The following is a 26,476-nucleotide window of genomic DNA, read 5'->3' on the forward strand; positions in this document are numbered from 1 at the left end:
GGACCTCACCAGGTCGTGGCGAGCCATGCGGCCACACCGGCCAGCACGACGAGGGCGACGTTGAGACCGGTTTCCCTGACCTCGCCCCGGGACAGGTGCAGTCCCGTTGCCAGCACCTGCAGCACGAGGAGGCCGAGCGCGGCCAGGACCGCGAGGACGGGTGCGATCCCCGTGAGCGGCGGCAGCACGAGGCCGGCGGCGCCCAGGATCTCGACGACTCCGATGCTCCGGACCAGCGGCATCGGGACCGTGTCCACCCAGCCCATCATGGGCGCGAGTTGCTCCTTGGTCTGCGCGACCTTCTTGCCGCCCGCATACAGGTAGAAGACTCCCAGCAGCCCTGCGACGATCCAGTAGGCGATCTCCATCTTCGGTCCTCCGTCATGGTGACGACTTGTAAGCAAGCACATGATCGGTGACTATGGAAAGCCTTACAAAAGGCACACCGGTGTGCGTTGCGAACAAGGGGCGCCGATGTCGAAGTACCGCAACAGCTGCCTCATCCGCGGCGACGGCGGCCGTGCGATCCGAGGAATCCTGGACCGCATCGGCGACAAGTGGACCCTGCTGGTGGTGGCGACCCTCGACGGTGAGCGCATGCGCTTCACCGAGCTCCAGCAGCGGATCCCGGGAATCTCGCAGCGCATGCTGACCCGCACGGTCCGGCACCTCGAGCGCGACGGCCTCGTCACCCGCACGGCGTTCCCCGAGGTCCCGCCGCGCGTCGAGTACGAGCTCACCGCGATGGGCCGCACGCTGATCGAACCCGCGGTGAAGCTGGCCGAGTGGGCCGTCGACAACAACCCCGGCATCGAGCTGAGCCAGGCGGACTACGACTCGGGGCATCCCTGAGGCGTCACTCCGCCCGGCCGCCGGCCTCTTCCGTGAGGCCCCGTTCCGGGGAGGCGGTCAGCCTGCCAGGGGCAGGACCGCCGCTATCGCGTTCCGTTCCTTGCGGCCGGCGAGCGGGAAGACGATCTTCAAGCCCTGCTCGTTGTCCGGCGACGACACGACGAAGGACGAGTTGAGCAGCCGTTCCTTGATCTCCGAGCGGACGAGACCGGCGCGCGGAATCGTCATCAGGTGCTCCTCGGGCCGGGCGAACGTCGGGTTCGCCCGGAAGACGAAGATGCGGCGGTCGGTCATCGCCAGATACATCGGGACCGGTACCGGGACCACGGCCATGCCACCACCGCTCATGATCGCCGAAGCCGCCGCGAACGCCGCTGTCCGACGCACGGAGACCGAACTGAGGTTCACGATGGACGTCACCTCGACCCGCTCCTCGGGCTCGAGCACGGTGTCGACGGCGGCCAGCAGCAATCGACGGCGCTTTGCGTTCACGGGGGTACTCCTACGAGGTTGGATGCCGGACCGGACGGGATAATCCCGCCGGAGTTCGGCAGCCCGGCCCCGGACGCCACCGCGGGGCCCGGAACCGGGGAATCAGCCGCGGGCCGGACCACCTCGCGAGGCCCGGCCGGCGTGAGCTGTCGGCACACCCTGGCACACGCGTTCCCCCGGCCTCCACGGGCACCCCGTGACGGCCCCCCGTCCGCCGTCCCCATCCGCCGTCCGGTCCCCGGTACCGGTCCCGTGATGCTGGGTTCATGACTGAACGACGCGAGCTTGCCATCCTTCCCTGGCCCGGAAGGGGCCCGTCCGCGGAGGCCGGACTGTCCGGGCTGCTGGCGGCCTACCACCTGCGGACCGAGGAGGAGAAGGGCGAGGCCGTTCCCGATGCGGGAGCGCTGCCGGACCGCTATCGAGCGGAGATCCTGGATCCGCGGACCGCGTTCGCGAACGATGTCGTGCTGGTCGCACTGAGCGGGGGCGACACAGTGGGCTGCCTGGTGGTGACTGCGCCCGTCGAGAACCGATCCGAGGTCAAGCGGCTCTGGACCCTCCCGTCCTTCCGGGGCCGAGGCATCGCCTCGGAGCTGATCGGTGCTGCGCTCGCGCGATGCGCGGAGGACGGCGTGACCACGGTGGGGCTGTCCGTATGGAAGTGGCGGACAGGCGCCATCGCCCTGTACGAACGGCTCGGCTTCGCCGTCACCGAGTCCTGGGACGAGCGGGACGATCTGGTGTGCATGGAGCGCGCCGTGTGAGTGCTCACGCAGTCGAGCCGGTCTCAGCCGGCCTGTGGTCGTCGAGGATCTCGCCGACCACATGCCGCGCGGTCGCCGCCATCACCGGGTTCGTGGTCCGGTAGTACGAGAGTTCCATGAGCGCGATCGACAGCGCCCAGCCCCTGCCCCGCGCCCAGCTCGCGTCGTCCGCCTCCAGTGCCGTGCGGAAGGCCCGCCTCGCCTGGGCCGTCAGCAGGTACCACGCCGCGATCAGGTCGACCGCGGGATCCGCCAGTCCCATGCACCCGAAGTCGATGACGGCAGCCAGCCGGCCGCCGGAGATCAGGACGTTGCCGGGCTGGAGATCCCCGTGGACCCAGGTGGCGGCACCCTGTCGGCCGGGGGCGCGCAGAGCCTCCTCCCAGGCAGCTTCCGCCGCGGAGGTGTCGATGACTCCGTGCAGTGCGTCCAGGGCGTCCCGGGTGGCCGCGTCGCGCGAGTCGAGCCGCTCGCTGCGGAACGCGGGCGGGCCGCCCTCCGCGTCCGCACTCCGCAACGCACCGACGAAATGAGCCAGTTCGGCCGCGAGCCGGACGGATCCGCTGCCGGCCTCGGGGTTCTCGCCGTCGAGCCAGCGGCAGACCGACCACGCCCAGGGATAGCCCTCGGCGGGCGCGCCCTCGGCCAGCGGTTCGGGTACGGCGAAGGGCAGGTGCGGGGCGAGGTGCGGCAGCCAGCGGTGCTCCGTGGCCACGTCCCTCGACCCGCCCTCGATGCGGGGCAGCCGCACGGCCATGTCCGCACCCAGCCGGTAGATGGCGTTGACCGTCCCGCCGGCGCGGACCGGCTCGACGGGAAGATGCGCCCAGGTGGGGAACTGCGCGGCGAGCAGCCGGCGTACGAGCGCCGCGTCGGTCTTCACCTCATTGACGTGCATCAGGCGATGCAAGCGGGCTGCGGCGGCGAGCGTCAAGCGAAATCCGGTGGGCGACACGTGGGCGCTGCTGAATGATCGGTGCCCATGACCCTCGTACTCCCCCCTCGTCTCACCGCCTCGGCGCGGACCCTCGGCGACACCGCCCGGCGGCGCGGCATGCCGACCGTGCAGCTGCCGGACTTCGACGTGCCCGAGGGGCTGGGCGACGGGGGAGCCCATCTGCATGCCGGACCGTCGTTCGCCGACGCCGTGGCAGCCGCGCTGGGCATCGCGCCGCTGGAGGCCCCCGCCGACTGGCTGGCCCGGCTGCCCGCGGCGTTCACCCGGCGTGAGATCCGGGCCGTGCCCATCCGTGAGGCGTACGGGCTGCGCCGCCCCGCGTTCGTCAAGTCGCCCAACGACAAGAGCATTCCGGCCCTGGTGTACGCGGACGGGTCCCGGCTGCCCGGACCGGACGCGGTCGATCCCGGGACCGTGGTGCTGGTGAGCGATGTCATCGTGTTCGCCGCCGAATACCGCTTGTATCTGCTCGACGGCCACGTGGTCTGCGGAAGCCAGTACGCCGAGGGCGGCCGGCTCCGCCCGGCTCCGTTGCCGGCCGGGGCGCTCGCGTTCGGCGCCGAGCTGCTCGCCGCCGCCGGACACACGCTGCCGTCCGCGATCGTCGTCGACGCCGGCATCACCGACGGCGGGCAGTGGGCCGTCGTGGAGGCCAACGCGGCGTGGGCCAGCGGCTGTTACGCCTCCGATCCGGACCGCGCCCTGGACGTCGTCCTCCGGGCCGCCGGTCCGGTCGCCCAACTCAGCGCACGAGACAGCGCGTTCGTGCGGTGACCCGCACGGCGGCCCGGCTCAGCGGCACGAGGCCTTCAACTGGGCCGCCGCGTGGTGCGCGCCCACCAGGTCCGTATCGCCCCAGTCCCGGCCCCGGTCGATCAGCTGGACGGCGAAGGTGTCGCCCTTGACCGGGTAGCTCTTCACGTCGACGGGCTCACCCCGGTGCTCCGGCTGCCGCACGGCGAAGCCCGTATAGGCGGAGTCCGCGTCGCCGGGGTCGGAGAGAACCCGGTACACGGTGGGGTTCCCCGCCACATCGTTGTCGCGGACGCTCGTCGGCACGAAAACGGTCAGCGTGCACTGGCTGAAGCCCTCGCCCAGATACCAGGACCAGACCGCACTGCCGCCCCGGTCCTCGGTCGGATTGCCGGACATCGGGACCGCACTGAACCGGCCGTCGCACGAACTGTCCTTGAAACCACCCGACTCGACGGTGTACCAGCCCGCGTCGCCGTTCTCGAAACGGCCGTGTTCGGCGTAGTCGCCCGTCGTGCAGCCGGGGCCCGCCCAAGCGGTGTAGCGGTACCCGCCCGCCTCCCCAGGACTGCTCGGATCTCCCGCAGGTCCCGAGGATTCCGGGAAGCCCGGAGAGCTCGGCGATTCCGTCACGGGGGCGTCCGGGCTCTCGTCGCCTCCCGGGCCGATCCGGCTCGGAGCTCCGCCGCCGATCGGAGCCGGTACGGCGCCGGCCCGGCCCGCAGCCTCCGGGCGCCCCCCTCCGCCCCCCGTCGCGAGCAGCGACACGGCGGTGGCCAGACTTCCGGCCGCGACCACAACTCCGGCCGCGAGCAGGACTTTCCGCCTCCTGGGCAGGGTGGAGACCCGGCCCATCAGGGTCTCTTGGGCGACCCAGGAACCGCTCCCGGCCGAACGCGCCACTGAACCGCACCGGGGACAGACCATCCCCGGCAACGGACCTATGTGTTCGCCCCCGCAATGTTGGCACCTCATGGCAGCACACCTTGCCAGTGCTGCGCCCGCAGAGGGAGAGTTCCCGCACTATTTGCTCGGCCGGGCGCCTGGCGCGAGCCCGTCAGCGCAGTTCCTCCGGGCACGGTGTGCCCGGCTTCAGCTGGTACGGCGCGGCAAGCCGGTAGACCCCGGGCCGCGGCGCGAGCAGCTCCGTCCACTCGTCGCCGTCCGGGTCCTCCTCCACCTTGATCAGGCAGCCGTGCGCGTTGGTGAAGTCCTTCGGGGCTTCGTCGTCCTCCTCCGAACGCTGCTTGGAGGCCGCCGTCTCCTGCGGACGCTCCACACCCTTGCCCTCGTCGTCCACGACGGCGAGCCAGCGCGAGTACGGAATCCGGATCAGCACCCGGCCCGCCGACTGCACCCGGATCGTCAGCGCGTCGTCGCCGGCCCGCTCCACCGTCGCGGGCGGATCCGCGAGCGGCACCGGGTCCAGGACCCGGAACAGCTTCCAGTTGGCGTCGCTCCAGACCGCCTTCAGATACGGCTGGCCCTTCTGGACGAGCTCCGCCTCCTGCAGCGCACCGTTGGAGTCCGGCTTCCCCGTCGGCAGGACGACATAGTGCACGGCCCAGCGGTCGAGCCACTCCCGGTAGTTCACGGCGTTCAGGGTGTCGTCGTAGAAGAGCGGGTTGCGCTCCATGTCGGCCTGCCGGATCCAGCCGCGGGCCAGATTCACGTACGGCGCGAGCGCCGAAGCCTCCCGGTGGCTGCTGGCGGGTACCACTTCGACCCGGCCCCGCTCCGCCCCGGCCTTCTGGAGCTGGTTGATCAGAGGGGCCAGCTCGCGGTTCCAGGACGCGGCCGGAGCGGTCCGGACGATGTCGTCGACGCCTTTGAAACCGATCCAGAAGTTCAGGCCCGCGAAGGCGATGACCAGCGCGTACCAGCGTCGGGTGCGCGGCGCCGTGTAGGGCAGGGCGGCGAGCAGCACGACACCGGCGAACAGCATCGCCATGCGCGACACGTTCGAGCCGATCTGCGAGTCGATCACGAACGTCAGCAGCGTGCCGACGCCGTACACCGCTGCGGCCGTGCGCACGGTGGTCCAGTCCCGGGGCACGAGGAGGAACACCAGGACGGCGAAGAGGAACGGCAGGGACAGCGTCCCGATCGACATCGGCTGCGTACCCGAGAAGGGGAACATCCACGCGGACAGGACCACGACCACGACGGGAGGCAGGCCGATCGCGTACGCCCCGGGGCGCCGTTTGTTCAGGAAGAGTGCCGCGGCGACCACACCGAGGAAGAGCCCGGCGACCGGGCTGCCCGCAGTCGCCAGTGCGGCGAGCGGCGCGGCGGCAACTGCCTTCGCCCACCGCCTGTAGCGCCACCGGTGCGGCCAGCAGAAGACCGCGGCGACCGCACCGAGCGCGAACATCATGCCGAGCCCGAAGGTCACCCGCCCGCTCAGGGCGTTGCACAGGTACGCGAACGCACCGGCGAGCGCACACGCGAGGGGGTTACGGACGGCCGGCACCCGGACCAGGATCAGCGCGGTGAGCGCCGAGGAGACCGTACCGGCGACCATCATCGTCGTCCGGACGCCGAGCACCGACATCAGGTAGGGCGACACCACGCTGTACGAGACGGGGTGGACGCCCCCGTACCAAGCGAGGTTGTAGGCGGTGCCGGGGTGGCGGCCGACGAACTCCGCCCAGGCGTCCTGGGCGGCGATGTCGCCGCCGCTGTTCGCGAAGAAGAAGAACCACAGCAGGTGTACGAGGGCCGCGACCGCGGTCGTCAGCAGGACCGGGTGGCGCAGGAGGCGGTCCCGCACGGACGTGTCGGGCCCGTCCCGGCCGTCGCGCGGAGCCGGAATCCGGACCCGCAGATCTCCGGCAGCCGTACTGTCGTTCGCCCGTGTCGGCTCAGCCGTCGTCACTGCGACTCTCCCCGTCCTCGCCCGGGCCAGCCGAACCGTCGATGTACTGCACGGGCCTCATCCGTACCCGGAAGGACGCGTCCCGGCGCCCGACCGTTGCTTCCGGGACGCTAGCACGCACGTTTTTCTCCGCGCTGCCCCATTCCTGCCCCGTACCTCCGGCTCCGTGCCCCTGCCCGCCGTCGTGCGCGGCAGTGCAGGGGCACGGGCAGGACTGCCGTCAGGTGATCCGGGTCAGCTTGTCGCCGAAGGCGGGTTCCGTCATCTCGCTCTGGAGGGCGACGGGGGCCGAGACCTTCCCCGGGCCGGTACCGACCGTCAGCTCGCCGACGACCGTGCCCGCCTTCGCCGTGTGCGCCGGGGCCGTGCCACCGTCGGTCATCTTGAGATCGACCTCGAGCCCGCCCCAGCCCACCGCCTTCAGGTCCTTGGTGGCGACCACGGGGGTCTGTACGCCGAAGCCGTTGTCGACGTACCCGACGACCTGGCCCTTCTTGACGACGGTGGCGGAGTCGACACCCTTCTGGGCGGCCCTGATCAGCTTGAGGCTGTTCTGCCGGGCGCGCTCCAGCTTCGCGTCGAGCGTGCCCTCGAGGTTCGCCCCCATGACGGCGCCGATGATGCGGCGGCTCTTGCCGTCGACGACGGTGTCGGCCGTCCAGAGCAGGTTGCCGCCCGCCGGGGTCGACGAACCGGTCTTGATACCGCTGACACCGGGTTCCAGCAGGATGTAGTTGTTGTTGTAGATCCGGCCGACACCCGGGATATCCGCCTGCGGGAGGTTCACGACCTCCCGGAAGACGTCGTTCTTCATGACCGCCTTGCCCAGCGCGATCTGGTCGGCGGGCGTGGACACCGTGGAGGACTTGAGGCCGCTCGGGTCCGTGTAGGTCGAGTTGGTCATGCCGAGGTCCTCGGCCGCCGCGTTCATCTTCTCGACGAACGCCTTCTCCGTGGTGGCGTCCCAGCGGGCCAGCAGCCGGGCCACGTTGTTCCCCGACGGGATCATCAGCATCTCGAGCATCTGGCGCTCGGTGTACTTGTCACCCTCCTTGATCGCCACCCGCGACTCGTTCTCGAGACTCGCTTCGTCACCGGCCTGCTTGTCGACCTCGATCTGATCACCGGTCTGCTTGCCGGTGATCGGGTGCCCCTGCAGGATCACGTAGGCGGTCATCACCTTCGCCATGCTCGCGATCGGAGCGGGCTTCTCCGTGCCGTACGAGCCGATGGGGCCGACGCCCTCGACCTCCACGGCGCCCTGGCCCTCCTCCGGCCACGGCATATCCAGCTTCTCGCCGCCGAAGGTGTACGTGGGGTCGGCGGAGAGCTCCAGCGTGGGATCGGGAAGAGGACGCACCGCCTGCGCGATCGCAAAGACGATCACGACGAGCAGCAGCAGCGGCGTCCAGATCTTGACCCGCCGGACCGCCGTGCGGACCGGGGTCTGCGGGGGCGGCGGGGTGTTCGTCAGCTCGGCGAGCAGGTCGAGCGGTGGCAGGGGCGGCATGGGCTGCTGCCGGGTGCGCTCCGCCTCGGTGAGCCCGGGGACGGCGCCGGCCGGACGGCCGGGATCAGCCGTGCGGCCCGGGGTGAGGTCCGGGGTGACCGTGGGTCCGATGCGGGGCGCGGACGCGGACGCATCGGACCGGCGGGGGGCGGGTGCGGGGGGCGGGCCCGCGTCGTCCGACCGCAGCGGTACGAACGTGCTGGTCCGCTCGGCGGGGGCCTCGGGGGCTTCCCTCTCCGTGTCCCGGGGGACCTTCAGCGCGGTCGTCGGCTGGTCGACGCGGCCGGGCCGCAGCGCCTTGAAGGCGGTGGTCGGCTGATCGATTCCTCGCTTGTCCTCAGCGGGCTCCGCGGGAACGGCCGGGTCCTCGGACTCGGCCTCCTCGCCCTGCGCGGCCTTGTCGGACGTCTCCGCCTTCTCGGACTTCTCGGGTGTGGCCTCCGCTCGGGTCCTGGGCACCCGGGGCGCGTCGGAGGTGGCGCTGACGTCCGCCGCCCCGTCCGTGTCCGACCCGGTCACCGCCTGGGACGCTTCGCCCGATGCGGGCTTCGCGTCCGGCTCGGGCGCGGAGTCCTCGGGCTCCGAGCCCTCCGGCGCGGAGTCCTTGGGCGCCGAGTCCTCGTCGCCCCCGCTCGCGACCCACGCCGCGACGGCGGCGCGCAGCCGCGAGTCATTCGGCTCGGCCGCGGAGGAGGGCTCGGAGGCAGTCTCATCAGCGGTTCCCGAGGCGCCGTCGGCGTCAGCCTCGGCCTCGGAGCGGGACTCCAGCTCGGCGTCGGCCCCGGAAACGGCTTCGGCTTCGGCTTCGGCTTCCACGTCCGCTTCGGCTTCCACGTCCGCTTCGGCTTCGGCTTCGGCTTCGGCTTCGGCTTCGGCTTCGGCTTCGGCTTCGGCTTCGGCTTCGGTGCGAGTTTCCTGCGCGGGTTCGGGTTCGGACGGCTCGGTCGGCGCCTCCGACCCGGCATCGCTGCCCGCACCGGTCTCGGAGGCCGGTGCGGAATCGGCGTCGGAGTCCTCGTCGTCCGAAGCCCCGGCGTCGGCGGAGTCCTCGAGCGCGGATTCGGTCTCGGCGGCACCCGCCTCGTCCGTCCCGGGGGGCACAGCCGCCCCGTCAGCCGCAGAGACGTCCTCGGCCGCCTCAGAGGGCTCGGAGTCCTCCACAGGGGCCTTCACGCCCTCCACGGAGCCCGTTGAGCCCGCACCGGCCCCGGAGCCGGCGGAGTCCTGAGCGTCCGCTGCGGCCGCATCCGTCTCGCTTCCGGCAGCCGCCGATGTGTCCGCGACCCCGTCCGGAGACGCGTCCGCAGACGCATCGCCCGACGCACCGGCCGGATCGTCGGCAGCATCCGCGGGGAACGGCGCGCGGAAGACCGCTGTCGCGGTGTCCGTCGCGGTGCCCGTCGTACTCCCGGTCTCCGCCGCAGCGTCCGGTTCGCGGAACACGGCGAGACGCGGATCGCGTCCCTCAGTCGTCCCCGACGACTTCCGCTGCTCCGAATTGTCGGGGGACTCGCCCGCCACCGATGCCTCCTTCATGCGCCGCGGGGACATGCCCGCACTGTCCGAACCATCTACCAGTGTCCTGTGTGAACCCTTGGCTGGGCCGCTAGACGAGAACGACATACCTAACGGTTCCCTCACAAAGCAACCAGGCGCCCTCGACAGACCAATGTGAGAGGGGTCACCCTGTCATTCATCCACGCGGGGAGGCATGGATGGGCAGGAGCCGCAGAACAATTCCGGAGGAGCTTCTGTTGCTCGCTCTGGACCCGACCACGGGTACCACAGCGCAGCCGCAGTCGCTCGACCTCGGCCTGGCCGGGGCACAGCTAGTAGAGCTGGCTCTGGCAGGACGGATAGCCCCTGACGGGGATCGTATCGCCGTGGTGATGCCACGGCCGACAGGAGATCCGACTCTGGACTCCGCACTGGAACTGCTGCGCCGTCGCGGCAGCCCGGTCCGGGCCGTCCACTGGATCGGCGGACCCCGACTGGGGCTTCGCCAGATCTACCTCGCTCATCTGGAGCGGTGCGGCATGGTGCATGCCGTGGCGGGCCAGATGTGCGGAGTGCTGCCGACGACTCGCTACCAGGCGACGGACACGGCAATCAGCCGGGACATCAGAAACCGGCTGGACAGTGCGATCCGCACCGGTGTACCGCCGGACCCGCGGACCGCGGCGCTCGCCGCGCTGGCCCATGCGGTCGGACTCGGCAAGCACCTGTACCCCGGGAACGAGGGGCGCTCTTCGCGCTCCCGGCTCCGGGACCTGATCAGACACGACCCCATGGGCGGCCTCGTGGCGCACGCCGTGATGGACGTCCAGAACGGCGTGGCCGTACAGCCGCGCCGTAATCAGCAAGCGGCAGGCGTGCCGTTGCAGCCGCAAGCGCATCGCGGCAGCATGGCGCACACCTCCGTGCACTGACCGCGCGGAGCATTGCGCGGAGAACCGAATACCGCCGCACCGACGTCCCCACAGACCCGGTTCGGGAGCCGCACCACGCGCGGGGCAGCCGGATCCACCGGCTGCCCCGCGCGCTTGTGTGTGGCCGTTTTCCAGCGCGCCCACGGCCAGGGGTGGCAATCTGCTGAGCAGTAGATACGCACAGCTACAAACAGCTGCATAGCCGGAGGTGCCGTTTCCGTGCCGACCAACGTCAATCCCACCGTCAGGCGACGCCGGTTGGGCCAGGAATTGCGCCGTCTCCGCGAGATCAAGGGCATGACGGCCGAGGAGGTGGCGGAGAGGCTGCTGGTCTCCCAGTCGAAGATCAGCCGCCTGGAGAACGGCCGCCGTTCGATCAGCCAGCGCGATGTCCGGGACCTCTGCGGTGTGTACGAGGTCGAGGACCACCGGGTCGTCGACTCGCTCATGCAGATGGCCAAGGACTCCCGTCAGCAGGGCTGGTGGCACGCGTTCGGCGACATCCCGTACAGCGTCTACATCGGCCTGGAGACGGATGCCGAATCGCTCCGGGTGTACGAGCCCCAGGTCGTCCCCGGCCTGCTGCAGACCAGGCAGTACGCGGAGGCGCTGATCACCGGCGCACTCCCCGAGGCACCGCCGTCCGACATCGAGAAGCGGGTCAACGTCCGGGCCAGGCGCCAGGACCGCATCAACGCCCCCGAACACCCCCTGAGGCTGTGGGCGGTGATCGACGAGTCCGCGCTGCGCCGGCTGGTCGGCGGCAAGCAGGTGATGATCGAGCAGCTCGAGCACCTCATCGAACAGTCTCAACTCCCGCACGTGACCGTGCAGGTGCTGCCGTTCGAAATGGGAGCACATCCGGGCATCAACGGGCAGTACGCCATTCTGGAATTCCCGGACGCCGCGGACTCCAGCGTGGTGTACATCGAAGGCGTCACCAGTGACCTGTATCTGGAGAAAGCGAATGACGTGCAGCGATACAGCGTCATGTACGAGCATTTGCGGGCCCAGGCGCTGAATGTGGAGCAGACCCGCCAATTCATCAGCGGCATCGCCAAGGAGTACACCCGCTGAACAACCATCGGGCCCCACCGGGGACCCGCCGGAATCAGACACGGCCACAAAGTCTGATTTGCGAGAGATGCAGGGATGTAAGGGAGGGGGCGGCGGGAGAATACACCGCCACCGCCTCACCCCGGAAGACCTGCATGGAATATGCCATCCGGTCGAGTGAACGGCCGCGCCACTCAGCGATGTTGGCGAGTAGCGTCGATCACGCCAACAGGAACGACGTTGGTGTCCCTCACACAACTCTCTGAACCGGAGTGAACATGGCTATTCTTCAGGGTGCTACGGAAATGTGGACGAAGTCGTCGTACTCCGGCGGCAACGGAGCATGCGTCGAGGTCAAGTCCCCCGTCACGCAGGCCATTGCCGTACGCGACTCGAAGGCCCCCGAGGGCCCTTCGCTCACCTTCGTCCCCGGTGCGTGGAACGCGTTCGTGCGTGATGTGGCAGAGGGTGCCGTCGGCGCCTGACCGGCGCCCGACCGGTGCCTGCGCCGGTCGCCGCACACCACTGACAGGAGCCCTCTCGACTGGTCCGCCGTCCTGGCCGAGGGGGCTCGGCCCCGCTCCACGCCTCGGCCCGCTCCACATCGCGACCTGCTTCCACGTCTCGGCCGCCCCCACGTTCGCGCGGCCGATCGATGTACAGCACGTCAGCACGCACGTCAGCGCTCGAAGGCCTTCGGCATGCAAGACCTTCAGCGTGTCGGACCCCGGTTCTTCAGCTCTCCTCCTTCTCCGGCCGCACGGGACCCGCATCCCGTGCGGTCGTTCTGCGTTCTCTGCGCTCCTGCTTCGGTCCTGTCTCTGCACAGCCTGACGAAGTGCCCGCTCATCGTGTGGCCGCGGTCACGGTCACTACAACGCCCCGCAAGGTCAAGAACAAGTAAAATCGTTCGCCTTACTGATCCGTGTTCACATCCCTGATCACGAAAAACCTTGACCGAGGACCCGAACAGGCGGTTCAATCCCCGAAGTCCCCGTTCCCGCACGGGGGCCCCGCTGAACGGCCGTACTGACGAAGTGCGTTCCCGTTCACAAGGCGGACCCCTGGAGGGGGCACATGAACAGTCTCGACTGGGCCGTGCTCATCGGATACTTCGGTGTGATGGTCGCGATCGGACTCTGGTCGCACAAGCGCGTGGACAATGTCAGCGACTTCTTCACCGCCGGCGGCAAGATGCCGTGGTGGCTGTCGGGCATCTCGCACCACATGTCGGGCTACAGCGCGGTGATGTTCACCGGCTACGCCGGCATCGCCTACCAGTACGGCGTCACGTCCTTCGTGACCTGGTCGCTGCCGATCGCCATCGGCATCGGCATCGGCGCGAAGCTCTTCGCACCCCGGCTCAACCGGCTGCGCTCGCGACTGCACGTCGCATCGCCGCTCGAGTACCTGAAGAACCGCTACAACGTCCAGACCCAGCAGGCCCTGGCCTGGTCCGGTCTGCTGCTGAAGATCGTGGACGTCGGCGCCAAGTGGGCGGCCATCGCCACGCTGCTCTCCGTCTTCACGGGTATCTCCCTGACCCAGGGCATCTTCATCACCGGCGCCATCACGGCCGTCTACTGCACGGTCGGCGGGCTGTGGGCCGACGCACTCACCGAGCTCGGGCAGTTCATCATCCAGCTCTTCGCGGGGATCGCCATGCTGGTGATCGTCATGAACGAGCTGGGCGGCTTCAGCTCCCTGTGGACGGTCTGGGACAAGCTGCCCGAGGGGCACACGGACCCGACGGCCGGCCCGTACACCACGACCTTCCTGCTGGCGTACCTGTTCATCAAGACCTTCGAGTACAACGGCGGCATGTGGAACCAGGCCCAGCGCTACATGGCCACGGACTCCGCACGCTCCGCGACCCGTTCGGCACGTCTGTCCGCGATCCTGTGGCTGGTCTGGCCGGTCATCCTGTTCTTCCCGATGTGGGTGGCACCGCTGCTCGTCGAGGCCAAGAAGCCCGATGCCTCGGACAGTTACGCCCTGATGACCGAGCAGCTGCTGCCGCACGGTCTGCTCGGCCTGGTCGTCGTCGGCTTCTTCTCGCACACGATGGCCATGTGCTCCTCCGACGCCAACGCGATCTCGGCGGTCTTCACCCGGGACATCGCGCCGGTCTTCTCCAAGGCGGCCCGCACCTGGAGCAACCGCAGCGGTCTGCTGGCCGCGCGGCTGTCCACGCTCGCCTTCCTCGGCCTGTCGATGGCACTGGCGACGCAGATCAACTCGCCGACGTTCAAGGACATCATCTCGGTCGTCATCAAGTGGGTGGCCGGTCTGATGGGCCCGATCGCCATTCCGTTCATGCTGGGCCTGCTGCGCAGGTTCCGCAGGTCGGGGCCGACGGCCGCGCTCACGAGCTGGGCAGCCGGCCTGCTCGCGTTCTATCTCACCAACTACAACTTCGACGGCTCGGTGAAGACCGACGTCGCCCTGCAGTACCAGGTGGCGCTGCCGCTGGCGATCTCGCTGGTGCTCTACATCGTCATCGGGTTCATCAAGCCCGAGGACACCCCGGAGCGCGACGCGCTGATCGAGATGATCAACACGGATGGCGGGGGCCCGGACGGCGAAGCCGGCGCGGCCGCGGTTCCGGCGCAGAAGACAGGCCCTGACGGCACGGCGGTCCCTGAGGCGGTGAAGGACTGACCGTCGTTCCGGCAGGGACGCACGAACGGTGGGCGGGCGCGGCGGCGCCCGCCCACTGCTGTCCGCACCCTGTCGTGCGCGCTTCCCGCTCCCCTCAGTCCCGCGGGTAGCGGGTCAGCCAGCCGGGAGCGACCGCGGTCGGGCTGTGCAGGGCGGGCCCCTGGGTCATCTCCATCGCGAAGTCGTCGGCGAGTTCGAGGACGGTCGAGCGCCCCTCGAGTTCGGCCAGCCAGGCCGGCGGCAGCGCCGTCTCGCCGTGCAGCGCCCCGAGAAGGGCCCCGCAGACGGCTCCGGTGGCCGCGGACGGCCCCGAGTGGTTCACAGCGAGGCGCAGCCCGTGCCGTACGTCCTCGCCGACCAGGGCGCAGTACAGCGCCACGGCGAGGACCTCCTCCGCGGAGTCCGTGTCGCCGAGCGCCTCGATGAGGGCCGGCCCGGGAATGCCCTGCCGTACGGAACCGAGGGCCTGCCGCAGTGCTTCGGAGACCTGCTCGTTGCCCGGCCGGTCGGCGAGCAGCGCGAGGGCGTGCTGGACCGAACCGTCCAGGGTCTCGCCGCGCGCCAGCCCGTGGACCAGGACCGCGAGGGCTCCGGCGGCCAACTGGGCGGTGGCGTGGCCGTGGGTCTGGGCAGCACACTCGACGGCGAGCTGGAGGACGAGGTGCGACTCCCACCCGACGAGCAGCCCGAAGGGCGCGGAGCGGGTGAGGGCGGCCGAGTCACGGGCCGAGGGGTTCTTGGGCACGGCGAGCGTGCCCATGGTGGCGTCGCCGAGACCGACGAGGCACTCCCGGTTGGGTGCGCGGCGTGTGTACAGCCACTCCTCCCGGGCGAGCCAGCCGTTGTCCTTGCGGCGTTCGTCGGGCCCCCAGGCGCTCTGTGTGGCCGCCCAGCGCAGATGCGCGCGGTGCACGTCGGTGGGCGGGTGCCAGGCGCCGGTGTCACGTCGGACCTGGGCGCGTATCAGCCCGTCGACGGTGAAGAGGGTGAGCTGCGTGACGGCGGTGACGGCCCCGCGCCTGCCGTGCGCGGGGACGAGGTCCACGATGCCGTCCACACCGTGGGCCGCGCGGATCTGCTCCAGGGTGAGCCCGGCGACACCCGCCCCGAGCGCGTCGCCGATGGCGCCGCCGAGCAGGGACCCTCGCACCCGGCTGCGGAAGTCCTGCTGCTCTGCACGGCCCCAGACAGCTGTGGTCCCTGTGTTCACCGTGCCCCTTCCCGTCCGTTCACCGGCGTGCGACTGCGCAAGCACTGTAATCGAACTGGAAGAGCTGGTTCAGGGCTGGAACGGTATGTAGGGAGAGTGCGGCGCCGGCCGGGGGCGCCGCACTGTCCGGGTTATCCGAACTGCCCGGGCTGGTAGTCACCGGCGGGCTGCTGGACCATGACGTTGATCCGGTTGTACGCGTTGATGACGGCGACCAGGGACACCAGTGCGGTGAGCTGTGCATCGTCGTAGTGCTTGGCGGCGTTCGCCCAGGCCTCGTCCGTGACGCCACCGGCCGCGTCGGCGATGCGGGTGCCCTGCTCCGCCAGCTCCAGGGCGGCGCGCTCGGCGTCGGTGAACACCGTGGCTTCCCGCCAGGCCGCGACGAGGTGGAGCCGCGTCGGGGTCTCCCCCGCGTGCGCGGCGTCCTTGGTGTGCATGTCGGTGCAGAACCCGCAGCCGTTGATCTGGCTGGCGCGGATCTTCACCAGTTCCTGCGTCGCGGCCGGCAGCGGCGAGTCCGAGATCACCTTCCCCGCCGAGTTGATGTGCTTCAGGAAGGTGGCCACGTCCGGGTTGCCGAAAAGGTTCAGGCGAGCGTTCATCGTGTACTCCTGTGCCGTTGCTGATGTCTGCACCCCTGTGACGGATTCGGCCCGACGGGATGTGACATGCCCGAATGTGATGCCGGACACCGAAGAATGAGGACACAAGGTGTCGGGTTTCGCGTCGAGGATGGTTCCTCCGGTCTTCGATGACCTGTCCGGACCGGGCCGTACAGGCAGATCACCGGCAGATCAGGACCTCAAGGGGATTCATGTCCGACACATCGACCACATCGGAACCGGCACTCCGAGGAAGGATCGCCCTGGTCGCGGGGGCCACCCGGGGCGCCGGCCGCGGCATCGCGGTCCAGCTCGGCGCGGCAGGTGCGACCGTCTACGTCACCGGCCGCACCACTCGGGAACGGCGCTCGGAGTACGACAGGCCCGAGACGATCGAGGAGACCGCCGAGCTCGTCACCGCCGCGGGCGGAACCGGCATCGCCGTGCCGACCGACCACCTGGTGCCCGAGCAGGTCCGTGCGCTGGCCGAGCGCATCGACGCCGAGCAGGGGCGGATCGACGTGCTCGTCAACGACGTCTGGGGCGGCGAGCGGCTGTTCGCGTTCGACAAGCCGGTCTGGGAGCACGACCTCGACGACGGACTGCGCCTGCTCCGGCTGGGCGTGGAGACGCACGCGATCACCAGCCACTTCGTGCTGCCCCTGCTGGTGCGGCAGCCGGGCGGTCTCGTGGTCGAGATGACCGACGGGACGGCCGCGTACAACGGGGCGAACTATCGCAACTCATACTTCTACGACCTGGTCAAGAACAGCGTGCTGCGCATGGCGTTCGTGCTGGCCCACGAGTTGGAGCCCCATGGCGGGACAGCGGTGGCACTCACCCCGGGCTGGCTCCGCTCGGAGATGATGCTCGACGCCTTCGGCGTGGCCGAGGAGAACTGGCGCGACGCACTGACCGAGGTGCCGCATTTCTGCGTCTCGGAAGGCCCGTCGTACGTCGGGCGGGCGGTCGCCGCTCTGGCCGGTGACGCCCGCCTCGCCCGCTGGAACGGACAGTCGCTGTCCAGCGGGCAGCTCGCCCAGGAGTACGGCTTCACCGACCTCGACGGTTCCCGCCCCGACTGCTGGCGCTATCTGGTCGAGGTCGTCGATGCGGGCAGGCCGGCCGACGCGACGGGATACCGGTGACGGACCCGTACGCCGACCGGAAGGGCATCAGCCCTCCAGCACGGGCAGCAGCTCCGGCAGGTGCCCGTCCGACGCCGCCGCGGCCTCGATGCGCTCCTCGGGCACCTCGCCGTACAGCGTCGTACGCGGCTTCGCCGGCCGCCCCGCGAGGTCGGCGATGGCGACGAGGTCCTGGATGGACCGGTACGAGCCGTAACTGGAGCCCGCCATGCGGGAGATGGTCTCCTCCATCAGCGTGCCGCCGAGGTCGTTGGCCCCCGAGCGCAGCATCTCGGCCGCGCCCTCGGTGCCGAGTTTCACCCAGCTGGTCTGGATGTTGGTGATGTGCGGGTGGAGGAGCAGCCGGGCCATTGCCGTGACGGCCCGGTTGTCTCGGTCGGTGGGACCGGGGCGGGCGATTCCGGCCAGGTAGACCGGGGCGTTGGTGTGGATGAAGGGCAGCGTCACGAACTCGGTGAAGCCGCCGGTCTCCTGCTGGAGGCGGGCCAGTGTACGGAGGTGGCCGAGCCAGTGCCGGGGCTGGTCGACGTGCCCGTACATCATGGTCGAGGAGGACCGCAGACCCACCTCGTGGGCGGTCCTGATGACGTCCAGCCAGGTGGCGGTGGGCAGCTTGCCCTTGGTGAGGATCCAGCGGACCTCGTCGTCGAGGATCTCGGCCGCGGTGCCGGGGATCGAGCCGAGCCCGGCCTCCTTGGCGGCGATCAGCCAGTCGCGGAGGGACATGCCGGTGCGGGTCGCGCCGTTCACGACCTCCATCGGCGAGAACGCGTGGACGTGCATGCCGGGGACGCGTTCGCGCACGGCCCGCGCGATGTCGAAGTACGCGGTGCCCGGCAGGTCCGGGTGGATCCCGCCCTGCATGCAGACCTCGACCGCGCCGACGTCCCAGGCCTGCGCGGCGCGGTCGGCGACCTGGTCCAGGGAGAGCGTGTACGCGTCGGCGTCGGTACGACGCTGGGCGAAGGCGCAGAAGCGGCAGCCGGTGTAGCAGACGTTGGTGAAGTTGATGTTCCTGGTGACGATGTACGTGACGTCGTCACCGACCACGTCACGGCGCAGGGCGTCCGCGATCCGGCACAGCTCGTCCAGCGCCGGCCCGTCCGCGTGCAGCAGGGCGAGCGCCTGGTCGTCGGTGAGCTTCGTCGGGTCGGCGGCGGCCTGGCTCAGGGCCTGGCGTACGTCGGTGTCGATGCGGGACGGGACCATGCCGGGGGCGGCGGCCTCGCGGAGCGCCTCCCAGTCCCCGTACACCTCGTCGAAGTCGTTGCGGCGGTCGCCGGTGCGGCCCTCGGTGTCGATGGTGCGGTGCAGGTCGGTGCGGCCGGAGGCGCTGAAGCCCTCGTCGGGCTCCTGCCAGGGCAGCCCGACGGGGATCGCGCCCTCCTTCGCCAGACCGGTCTCGGGGTCCGCGAGCGCCCGTACGTGCGGGACGAGGCGGGGGTCGAGCCAGGGTTCACCGCGCTGGATGAACTCCGGATAGATGGTGAGACGTTCACGCAACTGAAATCCGGACGCGGCGGTACGGGAGGCGAGTTCGTCGATGTGCGGCCAGGGGCGCTCGGGGTTCACGTGGTCGGGCGTGAGCGGTGACACCCCGCCCCAGTCGTCGATGCCCGCGCCGATCAGCAGGGCGTACTCGGCGTCGACGAGGTTCGGCGGGGCCTGGATGCGGGCGGAGGGGCCCAGGATGTGGCGGGCGACGGCGATCGCGGCGGCCAGTTCCTCCAGTTCCGCGTCCGGCATCCCGCGCATCGCGGTGTCCGGCTTCGCCCGGAAGTTCTGGACGATGACTTCCTGGATGCCCTGATAAGCGCGGGCCGTCCTGCGCAGCTCGAACAGGGAGTCGGCGCGCTCCTCGTACGACTCGCCGATGCCGATCAGGATGCCGGTGGTGAACGGGACGTTGGACCGTCCGGCGTCCTCCAGCACCCGCAGCCGAACGGCCGGCTCCTTGTCCGGGGACCCGTGGTGCGGGCCGCCCTTGTCCGACCACAGCCGGGTCGCCGTCGTCTCCAGCATCATGCCCATGGACGGCGCGACGGGCTTGAGCCGCTGCAGATCGGTCCAGGTCAGCACCCCGGGGTTCAGGTGCGGCAGCAGCCCCGTCTCCTCCAGCACCCGGATCGCCATGGCACGTACGTAGGCCAGGGTGTCGTCGTACCCCTCGGCCTCCAGCCACTCGCGCGCCTCGGGCCAGCGGTCCTCCGGACGGTCGCCGAGCGTGAACAGTGCTTCCTTGCAGCCCAGTTCGGCGCCCTTACGGGCGATGTCGAGGACCTCGTCCGGTGACAGGAACATTCCGTGGCCCGCGCGCCTGAGTTTCCCGGGCACGGTGACGAAGGTGCAGTAGTGGCAGGTGTCACGGCAGAGCCGGGTCAGCGGAATGAAGACCTTGCGGGAGTACGTGATCACTCCCGGGCGGCCCGCGGCGTCGAGCCCCGCGTCGCGGACCCGGGCGGCGGACGTCGTCAGATCCGTCAGATCCTCCCCCCGCGCCTGAAGCAGTACGGCGGCCTCGGTCACGTCGAGGGCGACTCCGTCGCGTGCCCGGCGGAGGGCGCGCCGCATGGCGTTGGTGGTCGGGCGTCCGAGCTGAGGATCGGTCATGAGCCGAGCATACGAGCGACGCACCCGGCCTGGACCAGGGCCTCTGTCCGCAGCAACCGTCGGGCCCCTCCTGGCGCCTTGGCCGTTATGCCGTAATTGCCCCGTAGGCTCGGTCCGGTGATGGAAACGATCGTCTTCGACATCGGCGAAACCCTCGTCCGCGACGACCGCCACTGGGCCTCCTGGGCCAACTGGCTCGGCGTCCCGACGCACACCGTCAGCGCACTGGTCGGCGCCGCGGTCGTGCAGGGCCGCGACAGCTCGGACGCGCTGCGCATCCTGCGCCCCGACATGGACGTCACCGAGGCGTACCACGCCCGTGCGGCGGCCGGCCGCGGCGAGCACCTGGACGAGTCCGACCTCTACCCCGACGTCCGCCCCGCCCTGGCGGAACTGCGCGCACTGGGCCTGCGGATCGTGATCGCCGGAAACCAGACCGTCCGCGCCGGGGAGCTGCTGCGGGCCCTGGACCTCCCCGCGGACGTGGTCGTCACCTCGGAGGAGTGGGGTGCGGCCAAACCGGACCGGGAGTTCTTCGAGCGCGTACTGGAGGTCTCCGGCGCCGCCCCCCACGCCACCCTGTACGTGGGCGACCACCCGGCCAACGACCTGTTCCCGGCCAAGGCCTCGGGCCTGCGGGCGGCGCACATCCGCCGGGGCGCGTACGGACACTGGTGGGCGGACCACCCGGACGTGACGGAGACGGCGGACTGGTGCATCAACGCGCTGACGGACCTGCCGGCACTCATGAACGCGACACCGTCCGGCACCACGCCCCGCACCGGTGCCGTCCTCCGATCGGTCCGGTGAGCGGAAGGACCGGGCGGCCGCCCCACGCGCCGAGGACGCGGGACACCCCTCCGTCGAAGCGCTTGCCGCCCGTGATCCCCATGTGATCACCACCCCGTAACCTCCAACCCGCAAGGGGATTGACGGGGTGTGTGATCAAGGCGGGGGCAGCAACATGACATACCGGCGCGCGGCGATACCGGCACTTGCCGGAGGACTGCTGCTCACGGCGCTTCTGTGGTGGGCGGGGGCCGGCGTGAACGCCCTGCACCTTCAGGGCACCGCCGACGTGATCGGCGGCAGGGCGGCCGCCGAACTCGAGCACTGGCTCACCCCCTGGTCGTACGACCCGCCGGACTCGGTCCGGCTGGGCACCGCGGTGCTCGGCGGGATCGGGGACACGGCCGTGACCGACGGCTCCCGCTACCTGGCCCTGTACGAGACCGCGATGCAGATCCGGTTCGCCGCGGTCTTCGCCTTCTTCGTGCCGGGAGCGTTGCTGCTCCTGCGCAGGCTGCCCCCGGTGAACGGCAGGATGCCTGTCTCACTGCTGGCCGTGTGGGCCTGGGGCATGGTGGCCGGGACGCTGGCGGCCACGCTCTCCGCGCCATGGGTGATCGCCTCGCACGGGCGCGGCAGTTACCGCTTCCTGCCCCAGCTCGCGGGCATGATGTCGTCCGGGCGGCAGATCCTCGTACTGGCCGCGTTCGTCGCCGCGGTGGTCACCGTGCTGACCGCACGGGTCACCGCCAAGGGCGCCGGTGAACTGCCGCGGGCAGCCGTTCCGGCCCGGGCCGCCCACCTGGCCGCCGCCGTCGGTACCGCCGCCGTCGCACTGTCCCTGGTGGTCCTCTCCTACCAGCCGGTCGCCGCATCCATTCAGAGGGTCTCCCTGTCCGGCCGGCTGATGTCCGAGCCCGGCGACTTCCTGCGCCAGTGGCTGCTGCTCGGCGGCTGGGCGGGCCCGGCGGGTACACCGGTCGGCCACTGGCTGCTGTACCGCGCCGCCGACGTGCTGCTGCTCGCCGTGGTGTGGTGCGGGCTGAGGTGGCTGCCCGGCATGCTCACCCGGGCCACCGTCCCCGCGATGGCGGCCGGAGCGGTGTGCGCGACCGTCATCGGGCTGTTGGCGAACCAGCTGTGGCAGATGGCGGTGACCGGCACGGACTCGGGCATGCGCTGGGGGCTGGTGCAGCTGTCCGGCGGCCTCGGAGGGGGCGTCCCGGCCGCCCTGACCTGGGGCCTGGTGGCGGGCGTCCTGGCTGCCTTGACACTGCGACTGGCCGGAGGCGGTCACGCGGAGACGGACGGCTCCCTGGCCCCCGCCCCGCCCGCCGTGCTGCCGGACCCGCCCGCCACGGCCCCGACCGCACTGCCGGACCGGCCCGCCGGATGACGTCGGCCCCCGCCCGGCGACGCGCCGGGGCGGGGGCCGACGTATCTCCGGTGCCGTCCTACGTGCCGAGCACCGCCTTCATGACCTCCCGCGCGATCGGGCCGCCCAGGCCGCCGCCCGAGATGTCCTCGCGGGAGATGTCCATGGCCGTCGGGTCGATGAAGACCGCGACCGCCACCGACCGGCCGTCGGACGTCTTGCCGTACGAGACGAACCAGCCGTACGGCACTTCCTTGGTCACGTCGTCACCGCGCTGCGCCGTACCGGTCTTGCCGCCCACCGTCACACCGTCGATCAGCGCACGCTTGGCGCTGCCCTCCTTGGCGGTGAACTCCATCATTTCCTGGACCTTTTTCGCCGTCTCCTCGGAGACCGCCTGGCTCTTGAGCTTCGGCTCGTGCGTCTCCAGGGTGGACAGGTTCGGGCCGCGCAGCTCCTCGACGATGTACGGCTGCATCAGCTTGCCGTCGTTGGCGAGGGCGGCGGTCACCATCGCCATCTGCATCGGCGTGCTGGTCAGGCTGCCCTGACCCATGCCGGTCAGGGCCGTGCCGGGCTTGTCGAGCTCTGCGGGGTAGAGGCTCTTCGTGGCGAGCATGTCGCCGAACTCCTCGGAGTAGACGTCGGAGTTGAAGCCGAACTTCTCCGCCGTCTCCCGCATCCTGTCGTCGCCCAGCTTGGACGCCGCGTCGAGGAAGACGTTGTTGCAGGAGAACTGCATGGCCGTCTTGAACGAGGCCTTGCTGCAGGTCCGGTCGCCCGCCTCGCTGCTGATCTTGTTCGACGCGAGCGGCAACTGGTACGGGGAGACCGCGTCCGTCGGCGCGTCGACGTCCGTGACGACGCCGTGCTCCAGGGCAGCGGCAGCAGTGAGGATCTTGAAGGTGGAGCCGGGCGGGAAGGTCTCGCGCAGCGGCCGGTTGGCCAGCGGCTTGCTCTTGGCGTCGACGAGCGACTGGAATGTGTCGCCCTCCTTGAAGGAGTTGCCCGCGAAGACCGAGGGGTCGTACGAAGGGGTCGAGACCAGGGCGAGCACCTTGCCCGTCTCCGGGTCGAGAGCGACGACCGCACCCCGCGCGTCGAGGTCGGTGAGGCCCTTGTAAGCCGCCTTCTGCGCCTTCGGGTCGATGGTCGTGATCACATCGCCGCCGCGCCGCTCCTCGCCGGTGAGGATGTCCTTGGCGTTCGAGAAGGCGAAGCGCTCGTCCTGGCCGCTGAGCACACTGTCGTACGTCTTCTCCAGCAGGGACATGCCCTGCGCCTGGGAGGCGTAGCCGGTGACCGGGGCGTACATCGCGCCGTCCTTGAAGGTGCGCTGGAACTTGAAGTCGGTCCCGGAGACCTCCTTCGAGCCCGTGATCGCCTCGCCGTTCACGATGATGTCACCGCGCGGGGTCGCGAACTGGGTGATCTTGACCCGGCGGTTGTGCTCGTGGGTGGCGAGCTCCTCGCTCTTGGCGAACTGCAGCCAGTTGCTCCGGATCAGCAGGGCGAGCATCAGCAGCCCACAGAAAATCGCTATGTGCCGCAACGGCCTGTTCATCGTGCTCCTGATCCCCGGCAGCCGAGCACACACGCACACGGGCCGCACCATCGATGTCCGGAGGTGAAAGACGCAATTTTAGCGTTCGCGGTTGGTTCCGGAGATCGCCACCGGACGATCCCGGCCGCCCAGCCGTTCAGTCACCCGGCCGTCCTCCGCCGTCCGGTCGTCAGAGATGCTCGGCGTACGCGTCCAGCGCCCGCAGTACCTCCGCCTCCCCCGCCGGCGGCAGCTGCAGGACGACCTCCTCGATGCCCAGGTCCGCATAGTGCGCCAGCTTCCCCGGGCTGGGCAGGACCGCGTACGGCACCACCTGGAGATGCTTCGGATCGCGGCCTGCCGACTCCCAGGCCGCGCGCAGCTGCGGTACGGACTCCGAGAGGCCGCGCCCGCCGATCGGCAGCCAGCCGTCCGCGTCGCCGGCGATCTGCGCGAACAGTTTCGGCCCCGCCGCGCCGCCGATCAGGGTGCGCGGGCCGTTCACCGGGCCGCGCGGCTTCCGTACCGGCTTCGGATACGCGTGGCTCGCCCTGACCGAGGCGAACTCACCGTCGTACGCGGTCGGTTCGTCCGCCCAGAGAGCCCTCATCAGCGCCATCCGGTCGCTCGCCAGCGCCCGCCGTGTCGACCAGGTGACCCCGTGGTCCGCGGCCTCCTCCACATTCCAGCCGAAGCCGATGCCGAGCGTGAACCGGCCGCCGGAGAGGTGGTCGAGCGTGGCCGCCTGCTTCGCCAGGACGATCGGGTCGTGCTGGGCGATCAGGGTGATGCCGGTGCCGAGGGACAGGCGCTCCGTGACCGCCGCCGCCTGGCCCAGGGCGACGAACGGGTCGAGGGTGCGGCCGTACTCGGGCGGGAGCTCGCCGCCCGCCGGGTACGGGGTGTCCCTGCTCACCGGGATGTGCGTGTGCTCGGGCAGGTACAGCCCGGCGAACCCGCGCTGCTCCAGCTCCCGCGCGAGCCGTACGGGCGTGATCGTCTCGTCGGTGAGGAAGATCGTTGTCGCGATCCGCATGCGCGGACACCTCCGTCGTCGTCCGGTGACGGGCACCAAGGTATGCGGTCGCATGCCGTCGGGTGCGCAAAGCAGCGCTTCCGATCACCCCCGGGTCGCGCGGCTCCGCGAAGGCCGTTCCCCCTCTTGCGTTTCCCCGGAGTTCACGGCCTCATACGAGAGTTCGAGTACATCACCCTCGTCACTCACGACACCCTGGGGAGCCACTCGTATGACCGGATCGATAGCCAGGCGCGGCCTTCTCGCCGGGACCGCCGCCACCGCTCTAACGTTGGGCCCTGTGAGCTTCGCCGACGCCGCACCCACGCCCGGACCCGGGGACGGGAGCGGGGACGGCCCGGTCACGGCGGTGCGGACCGTGCGGGGCACCCTGCCCACCGGGTGCCCCGACTTCGTGAACCTGCCGGTCGAAGTACCGAGCGGAGTGCGGGAGATCGCCGTCTCGTACACCTACGTGAAGACTCCCGTACCGGCTGGCACCCAGGGCAACGCCCTCGACATCGGGATCTTCGACGAGCGCGGCACCGACCTGGGCGGGCGCGGCTTCCGCGGATGGTCCGGCGGGGCGCGCGGCAGCTTCTTCATCCGGGCCGAGGAGGCGACACCCGGCTACATCCCGGGGCCGGTACGGGCGGGGACCTGGCACATCGCGCTGGGCCCGTACACCGTGGCCCCCGAGGGCCTCCCGTACGAGGTGACGGTCACCCTGACCTTCGGGCCCTCCGGCACCACCCCCGAGCCCGTCTACCCGCCCGAGCGCGCGAAGGGGCGCGGCAGGGCCTGGTACCGGGGGGACTGCCATCTGCACTCCGTCCACTCCGACGGCAAGCGCACCCCGGCGGACATCGCGGCCGCAGCGCGCGTCGCCGGGCTCGACTTCATCAACAGCAGCGAGCACAACACCCACGCCGCGCACAGCGCCTGGCAGGGGCTGTGGGGTGACGACCTGCTGATCCTGACGGGCGAGGAGGTCACCACCCGCAACGGGCACGTCGTGGCGCTCGCCACCGACCCGGGCACGTTCGTCGACTGGCGCTACCGGGCGCGCGACAACCGCTTCGGGCACTACGCCAAGGCCGTGCGACGGGCCGGCGGCCTGGTCGTTCCCGCGCATCCGCACGCCACCTGCATCGGCTGCCACTGGAAGTTCGGCTTCGGCGAGGCGGACGCGGTGGAGGTGTGGAACGGCCCGTACACGCCGGAGGACGAGATCGCGCTCGCCGAGTGGGACAACTCCCTCGTCGCGGCCGTCCGTGCGTCGAAGCCGTGGATCCCGGCCATGGGCAACAGCGACGCCCACCGAGAGCCGGACAAGGTCGGGCTGCCGCAGACCGTCGTCCTGGCCGACGAGCTGTCGCGGAAGGCGATCACCGCGGGCATCCGGGCGGGCCGCTCGTACATCGCCGAGTCGTCCGCCGTCACGCTCGCGTTCGGCGCCTCGGGCGGGCGCGGTCTGCATGCCGGGATCGGTGAGCGGCTGCGGGCCGACGAGGGCACACCCGTCACCGTACGGCTGGAAGTCGCCGGTGCGCCGGGGTGCGCGGCGCACTTCGTCACGGACCAGGGCACGCTGTTCACGGCCGCGCTGCCGGAGTCCGGGTCGGGCACGGTCGAGTGGCGCACCACTCCCTCGTACGCGGCCTATGTACGGGCCGAGGTGCGGCACCCGGCATCGGTGCCGGGACTGCCGGGAGCACTGGCGGCGCTCACCAACCCGGTGTTCCTGGGGCGTTAGCCCGCTGCCGCGGCTTCCCCTCCCGACGGGATACCACTCCCCGGAGCCTGGAATTTAGGTTAGCCTAAC

Annotated in this window: 22 protein-coding genes; 11 read left to right on the forward strand and 11 right to left on the reverse strand. The window is 70.5% G+C overall.

Going from position 1 to position 26,476, the window contains the following annotated elements:
• Positions 1 to 5: 5 nt before the first annotated feature.
• Positions 6 to 368, reverse strand: coding sequence for a DoxX family protein (locus ABZS61_RS10505; protein ID WP_356417762.1), 363 nt, complete (start codon positions 366 to 368; stop codon positions 6 to 8).
• 106 nt (positions 369 to 474) lie between these two features.
• Here ABZS61_RS10505 and ABZS61_RS10510 point away from each other — a divergent pair, with 106 nt between their 5' ends.
• A complete protein-coding gene (locus ABZS61_RS10510) occupies positions 475 to 852 on the forward strand; it encodes a helix-turn-helix domain-containing protein (RefSeq protein ID WP_356417763.1) in 378 nt (125 codons plus the stop codon).
• Between the two features lie 57 nt (positions 853 to 909).
• Here the strand turns inward: ABZS61_RS10510 and ABZS61_RS10515 are convergent, their stop codons facing one another.
• Positions 910 to 1,344 carry a hypothetical protein gene (locus tag ABZS61_RS10515; protein WP_356417764.1) on the reverse strand — a complete coding sequence of 145 codons (435 nt, stop codon included), beginning with the start codon at positions 1,342 to 1,344 and terminating at the stop codon, positions 910 to 912.
• Positions 1,345 to 1,610: 266 nt separating this feature from the next.
• Between ABZS61_RS10515 and ABZS61_RS10520 the strand changes: the two genes are divergently transcribed.
• A complete protein-coding gene (locus ABZS61_RS10520; RefSeq protein ID WP_356417765.1) occupies positions 1,611 to 2,111 on the forward strand; it encodes a GNAT family N-acetyltransferase in 501 nt (166 codons plus the stop codon).
• Between the two features lie 4 nt (positions 2,112 to 2,115).
• Here ABZS61_RS10520 and ABZS61_RS10525 read toward each other — a convergent pair whose 3' ends face one another.
• Positions 2,116 to 3,009 (reverse strand): aminoglycoside phosphotransferase family protein, encoded by an 894-nt coding sequence (locus ABZS61_RS10525; protein ID WP_356417766.1) that lies wholly within the window; start codon positions 3,007 to 3,009, stop codon positions 2,116 to 2,118.
• A gap of 84 nt (positions 3,010 to 3,093) precedes the next feature.
• On the opposite strand from ABZS61_RS10525, the gene ABZS61_RS10530 reads away from it, so the two are divergent.
• On the forward strand, positions 3,094 to 3,843 hold the full coding sequence (locus ABZS61_RS10530) for an ATP-grasp domain-containing protein (protein ID WP_356417767.1): 750 nt from the start codon (positions 3,094 to 3,096) through the stop codon (positions 3,841 to 3,843).
• Positions 3,844 to 3,861: 18 nt separating this feature from the next.
• Here the strand turns inward: ABZS61_RS10530 and ABZS61_RS10535 are convergent, their stop codons facing one another.
• From ABZS61_RS10535 to ABZS61_RS10545, 3 genes are all read right to left on the reverse strand, one after another.
• Positions 3,862 to 4,749 carry an adhesin gene (locus tag ABZS61_RS10535; RefSeq protein ID WP_356417768.1) on the reverse strand — a complete coding sequence of 296 codons (888 nt, stop codon included), beginning with the start codon at positions 4,747 to 4,749 and terminating at the stop codon, positions 3,862 to 3,864.
• 130 nt (positions 4,750 to 4,879) lie between these two features.
• Positions 4,880 to 6,700 (reverse strand): MFS transporter, encoded by a 1,821-nt coding sequence (locus tag ABZS61_RS10540; protein WP_356417769.1) that lies wholly within the window; start codon positions 6,698 to 6,700, stop codon positions 4,880 to 4,882.
• Between the two features lie 220 nt (positions 6,701 to 6,920).
• Positions 6,921 to 9,761, reverse strand: a complete 2,841-nt coding sequence (locus ABZS61_RS10545) for a D-alanyl-D-alanine carboxypeptidase (RefSeq protein WP_356417770.1) — start codon at positions 9,759 to 9,761, stop codon at positions 6,921 to 6,923.
• Positions 9,762 to 9,925: 164 nt separating this feature from the next.
• Here ABZS61_RS10545 and ABZS61_RS10550 point away from each other — a divergent pair, with 164 nt between their 5' ends.
• The 4 genes from ABZS61_RS10550 to ABZS61_RS10565 all read left to right on the forward strand — a co-directional run bounded on the left by ABZS61_RS10550 (position 9,926) and on the right by ABZS61_RS10565 (position 14,356).
• The gene (locus ABZS61_RS10550) at positions 9,926 to 10,639 is read left to right on the forward strand and encodes a GPP34 family phosphoprotein (RefSeq protein ID WP_356417771.1); all 714 of its coding nucleotides are present in this window, start codon (positions 9,926 to 9,928) and stop codon (positions 10,637 to 10,639) included.
• A 219-nt stretch (positions 10,640 to 10,858) separates the two neighbouring features.
• The gene (locus tag ABZS61_RS10555; protein WP_356417772.1) at positions 10,859 to 11,716 is read left to right on the forward strand and encodes a helix-turn-helix transcriptional regulator; all 858 of its coding nucleotides are present in this window, start codon (positions 10,859 to 10,861) and stop codon (positions 11,714 to 11,716) included.
• Between the two features lie 257 nt (positions 11,717 to 11,973).
• Entirely contained in the window at positions 11,974 to 12,180 is a 207-nt protein-coding gene (locus tag ABZS61_RS10560) for a DUF397 domain-containing protein (protein ID WP_356417773.1), read from the forward strand.
• A 592-nt stretch (positions 12,181 to 12,772) separates the two neighbouring features.
• Positions 12,773 to 14,356, forward strand: a complete 1,584-nt coding sequence (locus tag ABZS61_RS10565) for a sodium:solute symporter family protein (RefSeq protein WP_356417774.1) — start codon at positions 12,773 to 12,775, stop codon at positions 14,354 to 14,356.
• A gap of 94 nt (positions 14,357 to 14,450) precedes the next feature.
• Here ABZS61_RS10565 and ABZS61_RS10570 read toward each other — a convergent pair whose 3' ends face one another.
• Both ABZS61_RS10570 and ABZS61_RS10575 read right to left on the reverse strand, forming a co-directional pair.
• Entirely contained in the window at positions 14,451 to 15,566 is a 1,116-nt protein-coding gene (locus ABZS61_RS10570; protein ID WP_356417775.1) for an ADP-ribosylglycohydrolase family protein, read from the reverse strand.
• A gap of 131 nt (positions 15,567 to 15,697) precedes the next feature.
• The gene (locus ABZS61_RS10575; protein WP_356417776.1) at positions 15,698 to 16,171 is read right to left on the reverse strand and encodes a carboxymuconolactone decarboxylase family protein; all 474 of its coding nucleotides are present in this window, start codon (positions 16,169 to 16,171) and stop codon (positions 15,698 to 15,700) included.
• Positions 16,172 to 16,383: 212 nt separating this feature from the next.
• On the opposite strand from ABZS61_RS10575, the gene ABZS61_RS10580 reads away from it, so the two are divergent.
• On the forward strand, positions 16,384 to 17,319 hold the full coding sequence (locus ABZS61_RS10580; protein ID WP_356417777.1) for an SDR family oxidoreductase: 936 nt from the start codon (positions 16,384 to 16,386) through the stop codon (positions 17,317 to 17,319).
• Positions 17,320 to 17,346: 27 nt separating this feature from the next.
• On the opposite strand, the gene ABZS61_RS10585 is transcribed toward ABZS61_RS10580, so the two are convergent.
• A complete protein-coding gene (locus tag ABZS61_RS10585; RefSeq protein WP_356417778.1) occupies positions 17,347 to 19,929 on the reverse strand; it encodes a bifunctional FO biosynthesis protein CofGH in 2,583 nt (860 codons plus the stop codon).
• 120 nt (positions 19,930 to 20,049) lie between these two features.
• Between ABZS61_RS10585 and ABZS61_RS10590 the strand changes: the two genes are divergently transcribed.
• Both ABZS61_RS10590 and ABZS61_RS10595 read left to right on the forward strand, forming a co-directional pair.
• Entirely contained in the window at positions 20,050 to 20,739 is a 690-nt protein-coding gene (locus ABZS61_RS10590) for an HAD family hydrolase (RefSeq protein WP_356417846.1), read from the forward strand.
• A 154-nt stretch (positions 20,740 to 20,893) separates the two neighbouring features.
• Positions 20,894 to 22,114, forward strand: a complete 1,221-nt coding sequence (locus ABZS61_RS10595) for a hypothetical protein (protein WP_356417779.1) — start codon at positions 20,894 to 20,896, stop codon at positions 22,112 to 22,114.
• A 58-nt stretch (positions 22,115 to 22,172) separates the two neighbouring features.
• Here ABZS61_RS10595 and ABZS61_RS10600 read toward each other — a convergent pair whose 3' ends face one another.
• The gene (locus ABZS61_RS10600; RefSeq protein WP_356417780.1) at positions 22,173 to 23,657 is read right to left on the reverse strand and encodes a penicillin-binding protein 2; all 1,485 of its coding nucleotides are present in this window, start codon (positions 23,655 to 23,657) and stop codon (positions 22,173 to 22,175) included.
• A gap of 169 nt (positions 23,658 to 23,826) precedes the next feature.
• The gene (locus ABZS61_RS10605) at positions 23,827 to 24,672 is read right to left on the reverse strand and encodes an LLM class F420-dependent oxidoreductase (RefSeq protein ID WP_356417781.1); all 846 of its coding nucleotides are present in this window, start codon (positions 24,670 to 24,672) and stop codon (positions 23,827 to 23,829) included.
• Positions 24,673 to 24,883: 211 nt separating this feature from the next.
• Between ABZS61_RS10605 and ABZS61_RS10610 the strand changes: the two genes are divergently transcribed.
• Entirely contained in the window at positions 24,884 to 26,407 is a 1,524-nt protein-coding gene (locus ABZS61_RS10610; RefSeq protein WP_356417782.1) for a CehA/McbA family metallohydrolase, read from the forward strand.
• Positions 26,408 to 26,476: the final 69 nt, after the last annotated feature.

The sequence above is a fragment of the Streptomyces sp. NPDC005566 genome, assembly GCF_040605575.1.
Taxonomy (GTDB): Bacteria; Actinomycetota; Actinomycetes; order Streptomycetales; family Streptomycetaceae; genus Streptomyces.